This window comes from Caulobacter sp. HMWF025 (assembly GCF_003060965.1).
Classification (GTDB): Bacteria; Pseudomonadota; Alphaproteobacteria; order Caulobacterales; family Caulobacteraceae; genus Caulobacter.
In genome coordinates this window covers 23559-38594 of sequence record NZ_QAII01000144.1, presented here as the reverse complement: position 1 = coordinate 38594, position 15036 = coordinate 23559, and the positions used below count along the sequence as shown (strand labels likewise).

Genomic DNA, 15036 nt, shown 5'->3' with positions numbered 1-15036 from the left:
CCGCCATGCCGAGGCGATGGCGGCGCTGAAGGCCAGGGATCCTGACGCTGCCCGCGCGGCCATCGCCGCTGACCTTTCCGAAGGCATGGACAAGATGCGGCTGGCTGTCGAGGCTGCGGCATGAAGCGGTGGCTTGACAGTCTCGCCTGCCCGGCAAACTGTGATCACAGTTTTGGAGAACTCCACTCTTGACCCTCGCCTTTGATCCGACGCAAGCGCTGGCCGGACTGTCTCTTCCGGGGCGGGCGGTCATTGACGGCGCGCGGGTCGAGGCCGCCTCCGGGGCCACCTTCCACAATGTCTCGCCCCGCGACGGCCGCGTACTGAACCAGGTGGCCTCCTGTCAGGCCGCCGATGTCGACCGTGCCGTGGCCAGTGCCCGCGCCGCCTTTGAGGACGGCCGCTGGCGCGACCTCGGACCGCGACAGAAGAAGGCGATCCTTTTTCGCCTCGCCGATCTGATGGCCCGCGATGCCGAAGAGCTGGCCCTGCTGGAAAGCCTGGATGTCGGCAAGCCGATCTCCGATGCCCGCAGCGTGGACGTGCCGCTCGCGATCAACACCTGCCGCTGGTACGCCGAGGCGCTCGACAAGGTCTATGGCGAGGTCGGGACCTCGCCCGTCGACCGGCTGAGCTATGCGACCCATGAGCCGCTGGGCGTGATCGGGGCCATCGTACCGTGGAACTTCCCGCTGCACATGGCGATGTGGAAGGTGGCTCCGGCCCTGGCCATGGGCAACAGCGTGGTGCTCAAGCCCGCTGAGCAGTCGCCCCTGACCGCCCTGAAACTGGGGGAGCTGGCGCTGGAGGCGGGTCTGCCGCCGGGGGTTCTGAACGTCGTTCCGGGCCTGGGTCCGACGGCGGGCGAGGCCCTGGCCCTGCATATGGACGTCGACATGATCGCCTTCACCGGCTCGGGCCCCACCGGCCGCCGGCTGATGGAGGCCTCGGCTCGCAGCAACCTCAAGCGGGTGTCGCTGGAACTGGGCGGCAAGTCGCCCCAGATCGTGTTCGCCGACTGCCCCGACCTCGAAGCCGCCGCCCAGGCCGCCGCCTGGGGGGTGTTCTATAACCAGGGTGAGGTCTGTACCGCCGCCTCGCGACTGCTGGTCGAGGAGTCGATCCGCAGCGCCTTCGTCGCCCGGGTCGTCGAGATCGCCCGCGCTATGGTGGTGGGCGATCCTCTGGATCCGGCAACCCAGATCGGGGCCATGGTCAGCGAGCGGCAGATGAATACCGCGCTGAATTTTATCGCCACGGCCGACAGCCAGGGCGCGCGGCGTCTGCTGGGCGGCGAGCGGGTTCGCGAGGACAGTGGCGGCTTCTATGTCGAGCCCACCATCTTCGACCAGGTGGCCCCGGACAGCACCCTGGCCCGCGAAGAGGTCTTTGGCCCTGTGCTGGGTGTTATGGGCTTTACCGGCGAGGACGAGGCGCTGCGTCTGGCCAATGACACCGTCTACGGCCTGGCCGCCGGCCTGTGGACCGCCGACATCAGCCGGGCCCTGCGCGGAGCCCGCAAGCTGAAGGCCGGTCTCGTCTGGATCAACGGCTGGGACGCCTGTGACATCACCATGCCGTTCGGGGGCTTCAAGCAGTCCGGTTTTGGCCGCGACCGCAGCCTTCATGCGTTGCACAAGTATGCCGACCTGAAGTCGGTGTCCGTAACGCTGAGGTGACCTGATGACCCTGATTGAAACCCGGGCCTTCATTGACGGCCAATGGATTGCGGCCGAGGCCACCTTCGAGGTGGTCAATCCGGCTGACGGCAACGTCATCGCCGAGGTAGCGGACCTGGGCGCGGCAGAGACCCGCACGGCGATCACGGCCGCCCATCGGGCCTTTCCAGCCTGGGCAGCGCGCACGGCCAAGGACCGTGGGGCGATCCTGCGCCGCTGGAGCGATCTGATCCTGGCCCGGAGCGAGGACCTGGCCCAGTTGATGACGGCCGAACAGGGCAAGCCCCTGGCCGAAGCGCGGGGCGAGGTCGCCTATGGGGCCAGCTTCATTGACTGGTTCGCCGAGGAGGCCAAGCGTGGCCACGGCCAGTCGATCCAGACCCCTGACCGTAACAAGCGGATGATGTCGATCCAGCAGCCCGTCGGGGTCTGCGCGGCCATCGCGCCGTGGAACTTCCCCATCGCCATGATCACCCGCAAGGTCGGGCCGGCCTTGGCGGCGGGCTGCACGGTCGTGATCAAGCCGGCCGCCGAGACCCCGCTCTGCGCGCTGGCCATTGCCCGACTGGCGGAAGAGGCGGGAGTGCCGGCCGGTGTCCTGAACGTTGTGACTGGCCTCAATGCCAGCGACATCGGCCGGGCGCTCTGCGACGACAGCCGGGTCCGCAAGCTGTCATTCACGGGCTCGACCCCGGTCGGCAAGACCCTATACGCCCAGTGCGCCGGTACGATGAAGAAGCTCAGCCTGGAGCTGGGCGGCAATGCGCCCTTCATCGTCTTTGACGACGCCGATCTGGAGGCGGCCGTCGAGGGGGCGATCGCCAGCAAGTATCGCAATACCGGACAGACCTGCGTCTGCGCCAACCGGCTGATCGTGCAGTCGGGCATTCATGACGCCTTTGCCGCCCGGCTGGCCGAGCGGGTCGCGGCCATGAAGGTCGGACCGGGGACGGGCGAGGGCGTGACCATCGGCCCGCTGATCAACGACAAGGCCCTGATCAAGGTCGACAGCCTGGTGCGCGAGGCCGTCGAGGCCGGGGCTACGGTCCTGACCGGCGGCGATGTGCACGGCCTGGGCGGCCTGTTCTACCAGCCTACGGTGCTGACCGGGGCGACGGCCGAGATGCGGCTGTTCCAGGAAGAAATCTTCGGCCCCGTCGCCCCCATTGTGAAGTTCGAGACGGAAGCCGAAGCCATCGAGCTCGCCAATGCCACGCCCTTTGGCCTGGCGGCCTATTTCTACAGCCGCGATGTCGGCCGCTGCTGGCGGGTAGCCGAGGCCATCGAGGCCGGCATGGTCGGGATCAATGAGGGCCTGATCTCGACCGAGGTCGCACCGTTCGGTGGGGTCAAGGAGTCCGGTCTTGGCCGGGAAGGGGCCTCCGAGGGCCTCGATGAGTATCTCGAGACCAAGTACCTCTGTTTCGGCGGGGTGGGTGGATGAGCCCCGAACGTGCCGACGCCCCGACGCTGAACGACCTGCTCGGGGCCGAAGCTGATCGCTTCCGCGCCGAGCACCCGCGCTCCGTCGCCATGGCCGCCCAGGCCGCGAGCGTCTGGCGCGGCGGCGCGCCCCTGCACTGGATGAACGACTGGGCCAGCCCGACGCCGATCTTTGCGGCCCAGGGCGTGGGGGCCCAGATCACCGATGTCGACGGCCGGCTCTATGACGACTTCTGTCTCGGCGACACGCCGTCGATGTTCGGCCACGGCGATGCTTCGGTCGCGGCCGCCGTGGCCGACCAGATCCGGCGCGGCGCGGGCTTCATGCTGCCGACGGCCACCTCGGTCATGGTCGGACGCCTGCTGGCCGAGCGTTTCGGCCTGCCGCTGTGGCAGGTGGCGACCACGGCCAGCGACGCCAACCGGGCGGTGATCCGCTGGGCCCGGGCCGTCACCGGCCGGCCGGTGATCCTGGTGTTCGATGGCTGCTATCACGGCATGGTCGAGGATGCCTTTGTCGTTCTTAAGGACGGCGCGGGCGTCATGAAACCAGGGCTGGTCGGCCAGGTTCATGACCTGACGGCCACAACCCGCGTCGTGCCCTTCAACGACCTCGCCGCCCTGGAAGCCGCCCTGGCTCCGGGCGATGTCGCCGCCGTACTGGCCGAGCCGGTGATGACCAATTGCGGCATGATCCTGCCGGACGAAGGCTTTCATGACGCCCTGCGGTCCCTGACCCGGGCGGCCGGAACCCTGCTGATCCTGGACGAGACCCATACCCTGTCGAGTGGCCCGGGCGGCTATACCCGCCTGCACGACCTGCAGCCCGACCTCTTTGTGGTCGGCAAGGCCATTGCCGGCGGCGTCCCGGCGGCGGTCTGGGGCGTCACCGCCGAGCTCTCGGCGCAGATGGATGCCGCCCAGGCGCAGATCGGTCCGGGACAGTCGGGCATCGGCACCACCCTTTCGGGAAACGCCCTGGCCATGGCCGCCATGCGGGCCATGCTGACCGAGGTCATGACCGACGCCGCCTATGACCGGATGCTGGCCGGGGCCGAGCGTCTGGTCGCCGGCCTGCGCGGGGTGATCTCTGCCCGGGGGCTGCCGTGGTCGGTGGCCCATGTCGGGGCCCGGGTCGAACTGGTTTTCGTCAATCCTCCACCGAAAAACGCCGCCCAGATGCGCAAGGCTCTGGACCATGAGCTTCTGGCCGCGCTTCATCTGTGGCTGATCAACCGGGGCGTCCTCATCGCGCCCTTTCACAACATGATGCTGGTGTCTCCGGTCACCGAAGACGCGTCGATCGACCGGCTGGTCGCGGCGGTCGACGGTTTTGCCGGAGCGCTCGAGGGCCTGACCGCATGAGCCATCCCATGGTTGCCGATCCCCAGGAATGCCGCGACTTTCTCGCGGCCCATCCGCAGGTGAAGTTTGTCGACGTCTTCTTCACCAGCATGACCGGTGTGCCGCGCGGCAAGCGCCTGCGCGTGCACGAACTGCAGGCCATCTATGACTATGGCCGCTTCCTGCCGGGCTCGATCCTGGTGGTCGATACGCGCGGCGCCGACTGCGAGGAGACGGGCCTCGTCTGGGAGGACGGTGACGCCGACCGCCGCGCCCGCCCGGTGCCCGGAACCCTGACCCTGGCCCCCTGGCTGGGCGATGACATGGCCCAGGTCATGCTGTCGCTCTATGAGCTGGACGGCACGCCCAACGACCTGGATCCGCGCCACGTGCTGCAGCGGGTGCTGGACCGCTATGCGGCCGACGGCCTGACGCCGGTCGCCGCCTGCGAGCTGGAATACTATCTGGTCGATACCGAGCGGACCGCCGACGGTGACCTGCAGCCGCCCAGGTCGATGCAGACCGGTCACCGGCCGCAGGGCATCGAGGTCTATGGCCTGCCGGAACTGGAATCGATCGCGCCGTTCCTGCGGGAACTGTGGGCGACGGCCGATGTGATCGGCGTGCCGCTGGAAGGGGCCATTTCCGAGTTCGCGCCCAGCCAAGTGGAACTGACCCTCAAGCACAAGCCCGATGCGCTGCGGGCCTGCGACGATGCCCTGCTCTACAAGCGCATGGCCAAGGGCGTGGCCCTGCGTCACGGCTGCGAGGCCACCTTCATGGCCAAGCCATGGTCAGATCGGGCGGGCAACGGCTTCCACGTCCATGTCAGCTTCAATGATGCGGCCGGCAACAATCTCTGTGCCGACGAGGATCCGGAAGGCTCGCCGATGCTGCGCCAGGCGATCGGCGGGATGAAGGCCCTGCTGGGCGAGGGGATGGCGATCCTGGCCCCCAACGCCAACAGCTATCGCCGCTTCAAGGCCAATTCCTATGCGCCGGTCGCGGCGACCTGGGGGGTCAACAACCGCACCGTGTCGCTGCGCATCCCGGCCGGTCCGGCTCCGACCCGCCATGTCGAGCACCGCGTCGCGGGCGCGGACGGTAATCCCTATCTGGTCATGGCCGTGCTGCTGGCCAGTGCCCACCATGGCCTGACCCAGAAGCTGGACCCCGGTCCCGCCGTGGTCGGCGACGGCTATGCGGCAGCGGCGAAAGAAAAGTCCCGCCTGCCGTCCAACTGGTTCGCGGCGGTCGACCTGTTTGATCAGTCTACGGTGCTGCGCGAATATCTTGGCGACCGTTTCGTAGACATGTTTGTCTCGGTCAAGCGCACGGAACAGGCGCGCTTCTTCGAGGCCGTCACCAGCCTCGATTTCGATTGGTACCTGCGTAACGCGTGACCACGATACGCGACGAGAGCTTGAACCTGGGGCCGACGGAAGTCGGCATCTGACGGAACAGATTGGGGAAATTCGAGATCATGAGCACCATCACGCAACGCGGCATGAACCGCCGGTCTCTGCTGGCGGCGACCGGGGCCGCCGCCGTCGGCCTGACCTTCACCGCCTGCAGCCCCAAGGCGGCTGCGCCGACGGAAGCCGGGGGCGAGGAAGCCAAGCTGAACTTCTACAACTGGGACACCTATATCGGCGACACGACCCTGGCCGACTTCAAGAAGGCCACCGGCGTCGATGTGAACATGAGCCTGTTCGCCACCAATGACGAACTGTTCGCCAAGCTGAAGGCCGGCAATCCCGGCTTCGACGTGATCGTGCCGTCCAACGAGTTTGTGACCCGCATGGGCCAGGCCGGGCTGCTGGAGCCGCTGGATCACAGCAAGATCCCGAACCTGAAGAACATCGATCCAGCCTTCATGAACCCGGACTACGACCCGGGCCGCAAGTTCTCCATGCCCTATACCTGGCTGGTGCTCGGCATCGGCTATCGCAAGAGCAAGGTGAAGGGCGTGCCGGACAGCTGGAAGTATCTGTTCGACAGCAACCAGTACGCCGGCAAGATCGCCCTGCTGTCGGAGAGCGCCGACCTGATCCGCCTGGCCGCCAAATACAAGGGCCATAGCGTCAACAACATCCCGCCCGAGCTCGTCGCCGAGATCGAGAAGATGCTGATCAAGCAGAAGCCGTTCGTGAAGGCGTTCCACGACGACAACGGCCAGGACATGCTGGCCTCGGGCGAGGTGGACCTGGTCCTCGAATACAACGGCGACATCGCCCAGTTGATGAAGGAAGACAAGGACGTCGACTTCGTGATCCCGAAGGAGGGGTCGCTGATCAACTCCGACACCCTGTGCATCCCGAAGGGTGCGCCGCGTCCCCTGAACGCTCACAAGTTCATCAACTATCTACTGGATGCCGAGGCCGGGGCGGGGATCTCGAAAACGATCCTCTATCCGACCCCCAATGCAGCGGCCAAGGCGCTGATGCCGGACGACTACAAGAACAACCCCGTCATCTTCCCGTCCACCGAGATCATGGCCAAGTGCGAATACGGGGCCTTTGAAGGGGCCGAAAAGGCCAGTGAATACGAAGAAGTCATCACCCGGGTGCGGGCGGCTTAAGAGGCGGAAAGTCCTCTCCCTGAAGGGAGAGGCGGCCGAAGGCCGGAGGGGGATCGCTATGCATTCGCAGAGCTTCCCCCTCCGTCGACTGCGTCGACACCTCCCCCGCTGGGGGGAGGATTTGAGGAACGGGAGATCACCCCATGGAGCAGAGCTGGAAACAGGCCAAGGCGGTGTTCGCCGCTGCGCTGGGCCCGCCGCTGTTCTGGCTGGTGCTGTTCTTCCTGGTGCCGCTGGCGATCGTCTGGGCCTACAGCTTCGGCCACAATGACGGCCTGACCGACATCGCCATCACCGGGACGTTCAAGAACTACGCCCGGGCGATCGAGCCCCTTTACCTGAAGATCTTCATCAAGTCGGCCTGGGTGGCGGCCATCACTACGGGCCTGTGCCTGGTGATCGGTTTTCCGGTCGCCCTGGCCATCACCTTCGCGTCCGACAAGGCCAAGACCTGGCTGCTTCTGCTGATCATGCTGCCATTCTGGACGAACCTGCTGATCCGCACCTATGCCCTGATCGCCGTGCTGCGGACCGAGGGCTATGTGAACATGGGCCTGGAGTGGCTGTGGAAGGGCGGCGGCACGCTTGCGGCCCTGCTGGGCCTGCAGCCCCTGGGCGACTTCCAGCCGCTGGAACTGCTGCACAACAATTTCGCGGTCATTCTCGGCCTGATCTACGTCCACCTGCCGTTCATGGTGCTGCCGCTTTATTCGGCCCTGGACCGGCTGGACAAGTCGTTGCTGGAGGCCAGCCTCGACCTGGGTGCCGGTCACATGCGGACCCTGTTCAAGATCGTTGTGCCGCTGGCCCTGCCGGGCATCGCCTCGGGCGTGCTGATCACCTTCATCCCGGCCCTTGGGGCCTATCTGACGCCTGACCTGCTGGGCGGACCCGACAGTCAGATGATCGCCAACGTCATCGAACGCCAGTTCAAGCGCGCCAATGACTGGCCTTTCGGCGCGGCCATGTCCTTCCTGCTGATGTACATGACCTTCATCGCCATCGCGATCCAGGCCGTGCTGTCCCGCAAGACCCCGGAGGCGAAGTGATGGCCAAACGCAACGCCCCCGGGCCGCTGGAATATCTGCGTCGCTGGCAGATGCAGGCCTGGCTGGCGGCCGTCTTCATCTTCCTCTACGCGCCGTTGATCGCCCTGATGGCCTTCAGCTTCAATGACAGCCGGCGCAACATCGTCTGGAAGGGCTTCACGCTCAAATATTACGAAAAGGCCCTGAACAATGACGGTCTGATCGAGGCGTTCGGCAACAGCCTGACCATCGCCGCGGTCTCGACCGTGCTCAGCGTCGCGCTGGGCGCGATGATTGCTCTGGCGCTGTGGCGCTTCCGGTTCCCGGGCAAGCCGGCCGTTGACGGAGCCCTGGCCCTGCCCATCGTCGTGCCCGAGATCTGCATGGGCGTGGCCATGCTGGTGTTCTTCGCCAAGGTCCTGCCCTGGCCCCAGGGCCTCGGCTGGCCGCTGAATCTGGGGGCCATCATCATCGCCCACGTCTCGTTCTCCTTCCCCTTCGTGGCGGTGGTGGTGCGGGCGAGAATGAGCAGCTTCAACCGCGAGATGGAGGAAGCCGCGCGCGACCTCGGGGCCGGAGAGTTCCGGACCATCCGCGACGTGATCCTGCCGCACATGGCCCCGTCCCTGGTGGCGGGAGCCCTGCTGGCCTTTACGCTCAGCCTCGACGACTTCGTCATCACCTTCTTCACCGCCGGGCCCGATACGGTGACCTTCCCGGTGAAGGTCTATTCGATGGTCCGCTTCTCGGTGACGCCCGAAGTCAATGCGGCCTCGACCATCCTGATTGTGCTGACCGTGATCCTGACGGCCGTGGCGCTGAAGCTGCAGGGCAGTTCCGCAGCGACGGCCGGCCATGGCGGAGAAAAATCGTGACCAAGCAACCCATCATCACCTTCGAGAACGTCACCAAGCGCTTCGGCAAGATGGTGGCGGTCGACAATGTCTCGCTGTCGGTCGAGGAGGGCGAGTTCTTCTCGCTGCTCGGCCCGTCTGGGTGCGGCAAGACCACCCTCCTGCGGATGCTGGCCGGCTTCGAAACCCCGACCGAGGGCCGGATCCTGATCGACGGCGAGGATGTCTCGACCGTGCCGCCGAACAAGCGGCCGGTAAACATGGTGTTCCAGTCCTATGCCGTGTTCCCGCACATGACGGTCGCCGACAATGTCGCCTATGGCCTGAAGGTGGACCGCGTGCCGGCCGCAGAGCGGGCCCGGCGGGTCGAGGAAGCCCTGGAACTGGTGCAACTGGGCGGCCTCGGCGGGCGCAAGCCTGATCAGCTGTCCGGCGGCCAGCGCCAGCGCGTGGCCCTGGCCCGGGCCCTGGTCAAGCGTCCCCGCGTGCTGCTGCTGGACGAGCCGCTGTCGGCTCTGGATGCCAAGCTGCGCGAGCAGATGCGCACCGAACTCTGCACCCTGCAGGAGAAGGTCGGGATCACCTTCATCATGGTCACCCATGACCAGGACGAGGCCCTGGCCCTGGCCAGCCGCTGCGCGGTCATGAACCGGGGTGTGCTGCAGCAGGTCGCCACGCCCAACGATCTCTACGAGTTCCCCAACAGCCGCTTCGTGGCCGACTTCATCGGCAGCGTGAACCTGTTCGAGGGCGTTCTGGCCGTTGACGAGCCCAGCCATGCGGTAATCCGGTCGCCGGACATGCCGGTCGACATCTTCCTGGACCACGGGGTCACGGGGCCGCGCGGCGGCACCGCCTGGGCGGCGATCCGGCCCGAGAAGATCGAACTGCACAAGAAGGCCGGCGACGAGCCGCCCAATCTCGGGGATGCCCCCAAGGGCACCAATGCCGTGGCCGGCGTCATCACCCATGAGGCCTATCTGGGCGGCTCGTCGGTCTATGAGGTCGAGATCGCCGGCGGCCGGCGGGTCAAGGTGCACCGCTCCAACCTGACCCGCTGGGACCAGGAAGACTTCAAGCTGGGTGAGACGGTCTGGCTGTGCTGGCACGCCTGCTCGCCGGCCATCCTGCTGTCATGACCTGCTCCCTTCAAACCAACCAAAGCTTGTCATCCCGGCCGCAGCGAAGCGGAGAGCCGGGACCCAGGGGCAACCGCGATGCGCCGGCCCCTTGGTCCCGGATAGCGCTACGCGCTTCCGGGATGACAAGCGAAAGGCAGCGGAAAAGGACGCTGATCCCATGACCCGTCCCGTCGCCGGCATTATCTGCTGCACCCGCACCGTCGGGATCGAGCCTGCCCAGGCGGTCATGAACCGCTATGTCGCCGGCGCGATGCGCTATGCCGATGCGGCGGCTCTGCTTGTGCCGTCCATGCCCGACCTGATGAGAGCCTCTGAAGTCGCCACCCGGCTCGATGGTCTGATGCTGACGGGCAGCCCCTCCAACCTGGATCCGGTGCTCTACGGCGAGGAGATCGGCGATGCTCCGGGCCCGTTCGATGCCGCGCGCGACACCATGACCGCCGACCTGATCAAGGCCATGCTCGACCTCGGCCGCCCGGTGTTCGGCATCTGTCGCGGCTTCCAGGAGATCAATGTCGCCTTCGGCGGAACTCTCCGTCGCGACATGGCCCTGAACGAGGCGTTGATCCCGCACCATGCGCCGGACGATGTCGACTTCAACGGCATGTTCGACCACCAGCACCCGGTCGACCTGACGCCCGGCGGCGTGCTGGCGACCGCCTTCGGCGCGGACCGGGCCGTGGTCAATTCGGTCCACTATCAGGGTGTCGACCGGCTGGGCGAGGGCCTGACGGTCGAGGCGCAAGCGCCAGACGGCGTGGTCGAGGCGGTCTCCGCCACCGTCAATGGCGCGCCGCTGTTGGCCGTGCAGTGGCATCCGGAATGGCAAACCGCTGCCAACGCCCAGTCCCAGACCTTCTTCCAGCTGTTCGGCCGCGCTCTGCGGGGCGAGCCGGCGGTCCCTCCAAATCCCTAGTCTTTGATCCTCCGCGCAAGCGGGAACCCGGGCCGGGCTGGCGGCCGTTGCCCAGTCAGAACAACCAAACACCGCCCGGATCATCGCTTTCGCGGGGATCGGCGGACAAGAAAAGTCCAGGAGTAGCCCAGAATGAACGCCCCGATCCGCAATCACGACATCGCCGAACTCAAGCGCCTGGACCTGGCCCACCACCTGCCGGCCCAGGCTGACCACAAGGTCATCGCCGAACTGGGTGGCAGCCGGATCATCACCCGCGCAGACGGCGTGCATATCCACGACGGCGAGGGCAACCAGATCCTCGACGGCATGGCGGGGCTGTGGTGCGTTAATGTCGGCTATGGCCGCAAGGAACTGGCCGAAGCCGCCTATGAGCAGATGCTGGAGCTGCCCTACTACAACACCTTCTTCAAGACCGCGACGCCGCCGCCGATCAGGCTGGCCGCCAAGATCGCCGAGAAGATGGGCGGCGACCTGACCCACGTTTTCTACAACTCGTCGGGGTCAGAGGCCAATGACACGGTCTTCCGTCTGGCCCGTCACTACTGGAAGCTGAAGGGCCAGCCGCAGCGCACCGCCTTCATCAGCCGCTGGAACGCCTATCACGGCTCGACCGTGGCCGGCGTGTCGCTGGGCGGCATGAAGCACATGCATGTGCAGGGCGACCTGCCGATCCCCGGCGTGCATCACGTGATGCAGCCCTACTGGTTCGGTGAGGGCTTCGGCGAGGACAAGGCAGACTTCTGCGCCCGCGCGGTCAAGGAGATCGAGGACAAGATCCTCGAGCTCGGTCCCGAAAACGTCGCCGCCTTTATCGGCGAACCGGTGCAGGGCGCGGGCGGGGTGATCATTCCGCCGGACGGCTACTGGCCGGCAGTCGAGGCCCTTTGCCGCAAGTACGGCATCCTGCTGGTCTGCGACGAGGTGATCTGCGGCTACGGGCGTCTGGGCCAGTGGTTCGGCCACCAGCACTACGGCATCAAGCCGGACATGATCGCCATGGCCAAGGGTCTGTCGTCCGGCTACCTGCCGATCAGCGCCGTGGGCGTGGCCGACCACATCGTCGCCGAACTGCGCGAGAAGGGCGGCGACTTCATCCACGGCTTCACCTATTCGGGCCACCCGACCTGCTGCGCCGTGGCCCTGAAGAACATCGAGATCATGGAGCGCGAGGATCTGGTCACCCGCACCCGCGAGGATACGGGTCCTTACCTGGCCGAGGCCCTGGCCACCCTGAACGACCACCCGCTGGTCGGCGAGACCCGCTCGCTGGGCCTGATCGGTGCCGTCGAGATCGTCCGCGAGCCCGGCACCAATCTCCGCTTCCTCGACAAGGAAGGCGAGGCCGGTCCCATCGTCCGCGACCGCTGCATCGCCAATGGCCTGATGGTGCGCGGCATCCGTGACACCATCGTCTGCTGCCCGCCCCTGATCATCACCCACGCCGAGATCGACAAGCTTGTGGCGATCATCCGCAAGTCGCTGGACGAGGCGGAGCCGGTCCTGCGGGCCCTGAAGCCGGGGGATGTGTCATGAAGCCCAAGCACAAGAAGGCCAAGCCCGACCAGCGGATCAACCGCGGCGTCGCCTCGCTGGAGGAGGCGCAGGCCTGGTTCGCGCGGCAGAACATCGAGGAGATCGAGTGCGTCGTGCCCGATCTGGCCGGCGTGGCGCGCGGCAAGATCATGCCAGTGCGCAAGTTCCTCGGCACGCCGTCGATGAACCTGCCGCTGGCGGTGTTCTACCAGACGATCACCGGGGACTTCCCGGAGTTCGAGGGCGCGGTGAATGCCGTGCAGAGCGACACCGACATCTTCCTGACCCCGGACCTGGCCACCCTGGCTGTGGTGCCCTGGGCCCAGGATCCGACGGCCCAGGTGATCCATGATGCCTTCCATCCGGACGGGCGACCGGTCGAGGAGAGCCCCCGCCAGGTACTGCGCCGGGTGCTGGCCCTCTATGCCGACAAGGGCTGGACCCCGATCGTCGCGCCGGAGCTGGAATTCTATCTCGTCGACCGCAACACCGACCCGGACTATCCCCTCAAGCCCCCGATCGGACGGTCGGGCCGGCCCGAGACCGGGCGGCAGGGCTATTCGATCAGCGCGGTCAACGAGTTCGATGCCCTGTTCGAGGACATGTACGAATACTCCGAACGCCAGGGTCTGGAGATCGACACCCTGATCCACGAAAGCGGCGTGGCCCAGATGGAGATCAATCTGCGGCACGGTCCGCCGCTGGAACTGGCCGACCAGGTGTTCATGTTCAAGCGCACCATTCGCGAGGTGGCGCTGGAGCACGAGATCTACGCCACCTTCATGGCCAAGCCGATGGCGTCCGAGCCGGGCAGCGCCATGCACATTCACCAGTCGATCGTCGATGCCGACGGCCAGAACCTGTTCTCGCACGCCAAGACGGGCGAGGAGACGGCGCTGTTCCACAACTTCATCGCCGGACAGCAGACCTATCTGCCGGCAATCATGGCGATCCTGGCCCCCTATGTGAATTCCTACCGCCGGATCGCCCGGGGCAGCGGGGCCCCGGTCAACACCCAGTGGGGCTATGACAACCGCACCTGCGGCCTGCGCGTGCCGCCGTCCAATCCGGCCAATCGCCGCCTGGAAAACCGCATTCCATCGTCGGATGCCAATCCCTACCTGGCCATCGCCGCCACCCTGGCGGCCGGCTATCTGGGCATGGTGCAAGGCCTCACGCCATCCGATCCGGTTGCGACCGATGCCAGCGTCCGGGGGATCGAGCTGCCCCGCAGCCTCAGCGAGTCCCTGCGGTTGTTCGAGGCCTGCGAGCCGCTGGTCGAGATCCTGGGTCGCAACTTCTGCCAGGCCTATGACACGGTCAAGGAAGCCGAGTACGAGACCTTCATGCGGACGATCAGCCCGTGGGAGCGGGAGTTCCTGCTGCTGAATGTTTAGGGCGATCAGGCCCTTCCCTGAATATCGGGGCGGGCAATGAGCTACTACGCCGCCACCGCCAACCCGTTCGCCGATCAGCCGCCGCTGACCGGCGGCGCAGCGGCCGATGTCTGCGTTATCGGTGCAGGCTTCACGGGCCTGGGCGCGGCGCTGGCCCTCGCGCAGCGCGGCGTGTCGGTGATCGTGCTCGAGGCCGGCCGGGTCGGGGCCGGCGCTTCCGGTCTGAACGGCGGGCAGGTCCATACCGGTCAGCGCCGCGACCAGGTCTGGCTGGAGCAGACGGTCGGCAAGGACGATGCCCTTGCGCTCTGGCGGCTGGCCGAGGACGCCCGACATCATCTGCAGGCCACTATCGCCAGCCATGCCATCGCCTGCGACCTGAAGCCCGGCATGATCCATGCCCGCCACCGTCCGAACGGCGAGGCCGAGGACGCCGCCCATATCGACCATATGGCGAGGGTCTATGGCTGCGACGCGCTCAGCCTGATCGCGCCGGACGATCTGTCCCATGAGCTGGGGACGGACGTCTATCACGGCGGGCTGATTGACCGTGACGGGGCCCACCTGCACCCCCTCAACCTGGCGCGGGGCCTGGCCCGGGCCGCGATGTCCGCCGGGGCCGTGATCCACGAGCAGACCCGGGCCCTGGACTGGCGGCGCGAAGGGGGGCGGATCATCGTTGAGACCGCCTCCGGCACGGTGACCTGCGACCAGCTGATCCTCTCCGGCGACGGCTCCCTGAACCGTATGGCGCGCAGGGCTCGCGCCCGGGTCATGCCGATCAACAACTTCATCCTGACCACCGCGCCGCTCGGCGAGCGCGCCGGGGCGATCATCCGCTCGGACGCGGCGGTGGCCGACAGCCGCTTTGTCGTGAACTATTTCCGCAAGACCCCCGACGGCCGGCTGCTGTTCGGTGGCGGCGAGAACTACCGGCCCGGATTCCCGTCCGACCTGGCCGGCTTTGTGCGTCGGCACATGCTGAAGGTCTATCCGCAGCTGGCCGATGTGCCGATCGACCACGCCTGGGGCGGCACCCTGGGCATCACGATGAACCGGGTCCCGTTCGTGGGCGAGATTGCGCCGGGCGTGCGGGTGGCCTCGGGCTATTCGGGG

At 66.7% G+C, this 15036-nt stretch carries 12 protein-coding genes and 2 pseudogenes; all 14 read left to right on the top strand.

From position 1 onward, the window contains the following. A pseudogene (locus DBR10_RS20150) lies at positions 1 to 124 on the top strand (GntR family transcriptional regulator); the annotation flags it as partial. A 64-nt stretch (positions 125 to 188) separates the two neighbouring features. Further along, the gene (locus DBR10_RS15100) at positions 189 to 1679 is read left to right on the top strand and encodes an aldehyde dehydrogenase (protein ID WP_108556480.1); all 1491 of its coding nucleotides are present in this window, start codon (positions 189 to 191) and stop codon (positions 1677 to 1679) included. A gap of 4 nt (positions 1680 to 1683) precedes the next feature. Then, positions 1684 to 3123 carry an NAD-dependent succinate-semialdehyde dehydrogenase gene (locus DBR10_RS15095; RefSeq protein WP_108505394.1) on the top strand — a complete coding sequence of 480 codons (1440 nt, stop codon included), beginning with the start codon at positions 1684 to 1686 and terminating at the stop codon, positions 3121 to 3123. Continuing rightward, positions 3120 to 4487: an aspartate aminotransferase family protein gene (locus tag DBR10_RS15090; protein ID WP_108505395.1), complete on the top strand. Its 1368-nt coding sequence runs from the start codon at positions 3120 to 3122 to the stop codon at positions 4485 to 4487. Before DBR10_RS15095 ends, DBR10_RS15090 begins: the two co-directional genes overlap by 4 nt. Before the next feature lie 8 nt (positions 4488 to 4495). Further along, positions 4496 to 5869, top strand: coding sequence for a glutamine synthetase family protein (locus DBR10_RS15085; protein WP_108505403.1), 1374 nt, complete (start codon positions 4496 to 4498; stop codon positions 5867 to 5869). A gap of 80 nt (positions 5870 to 5949) precedes the next feature. Then, on the top strand, positions 5950 to 7047 hold the full coding sequence (locus DBR10_RS15080; RefSeq protein ID WP_108505396.1) for an ABC transporter substrate-binding protein: 1098 nt from the start codon (positions 5950 to 5952) through the stop codon (positions 7045 to 7047). 143 nt (positions 7048 to 7190) lie between these two features. After that, positions 7191 to 8096: an ABC transporter permease gene (locus DBR10_RS15075; RefSeq protein WP_108505397.1), complete on the top strand. Its 906-nt coding sequence runs from the start codon at positions 7191 to 7193 to the stop codon at positions 8094 to 8096. Continuing rightward, positions 8096 to 8950 (top strand): ABC transporter permease, encoded by an 855-nt coding sequence (locus tag DBR10_RS15070; protein ID WP_108505398.1) that lies wholly within the window; start codon positions 8096 to 8098, stop codon positions 8948 to 8950. The genes DBR10_RS15075 and DBR10_RS15070 overlap by 1 nt, the downstream gene beginning before the upstream one ends. A 50-nt stretch (positions 8951 to 9000) precedes the next feature. After that, on the top strand, positions 9001 to 10068 hold the full coding sequence (locus DBR10_RS15065; RefSeq protein ID WP_233243436.1) for an ABC transporter ATP-binding protein: 1068 nt from the start codon (positions 9001 to 9003) through the stop codon (positions 10066 to 10068). A gap of 9 nt (positions 10069 to 10077) precedes the next feature. Next, positions 10078 to 10170 (top strand): annotated as a pseudogene (locus tag DBR10_RS20145) (hypothetical protein); the annotation flags it as partial. A 58-nt stretch (positions 10171 to 10228) separates the two neighbouring features. After that, on the top strand, positions 10229 to 10987 hold the full coding sequence (locus DBR10_RS15060) for a gamma-glutamyl-gamma-aminobutyrate hydrolase family protein (protein WP_108489754.1): 759 nt from the start codon (positions 10229 to 10231) through the stop codon (positions 10985 to 10987). Between the two features lie 132 nt (positions 10988 to 11119). Continuing rightward, positions 11120 to 12523, top strand: coding sequence for an aspartate aminotransferase family protein (locus DBR10_RS15055; RefSeq protein WP_108505399.1), 1404 nt, complete (start codon positions 11120 to 11122; stop codon positions 12521 to 12523). Continuing rightward, complete coding sequence (locus DBR10_RS15050) at positions 12520 to 13920, top strand: glutamine synthetase family protein (protein WP_108505400.1); 1401 nt, start codon at positions 12520 to 12522, stop codon at positions 13918 to 13920. The genes DBR10_RS15055 and DBR10_RS15050 overlap by 4 nt, the downstream gene beginning before the upstream one ends. A gap of 36 nt (positions 13921 to 13956) precedes the next feature. After that, positions 13957 to 15036 (top strand): NAD(P)/FAD-dependent oxidoreductase (locus DBR10_RS15045; RefSeq protein ID WP_233243427.1); only part of this gene is annotated, 1080 nt, incomplete at its 3' end.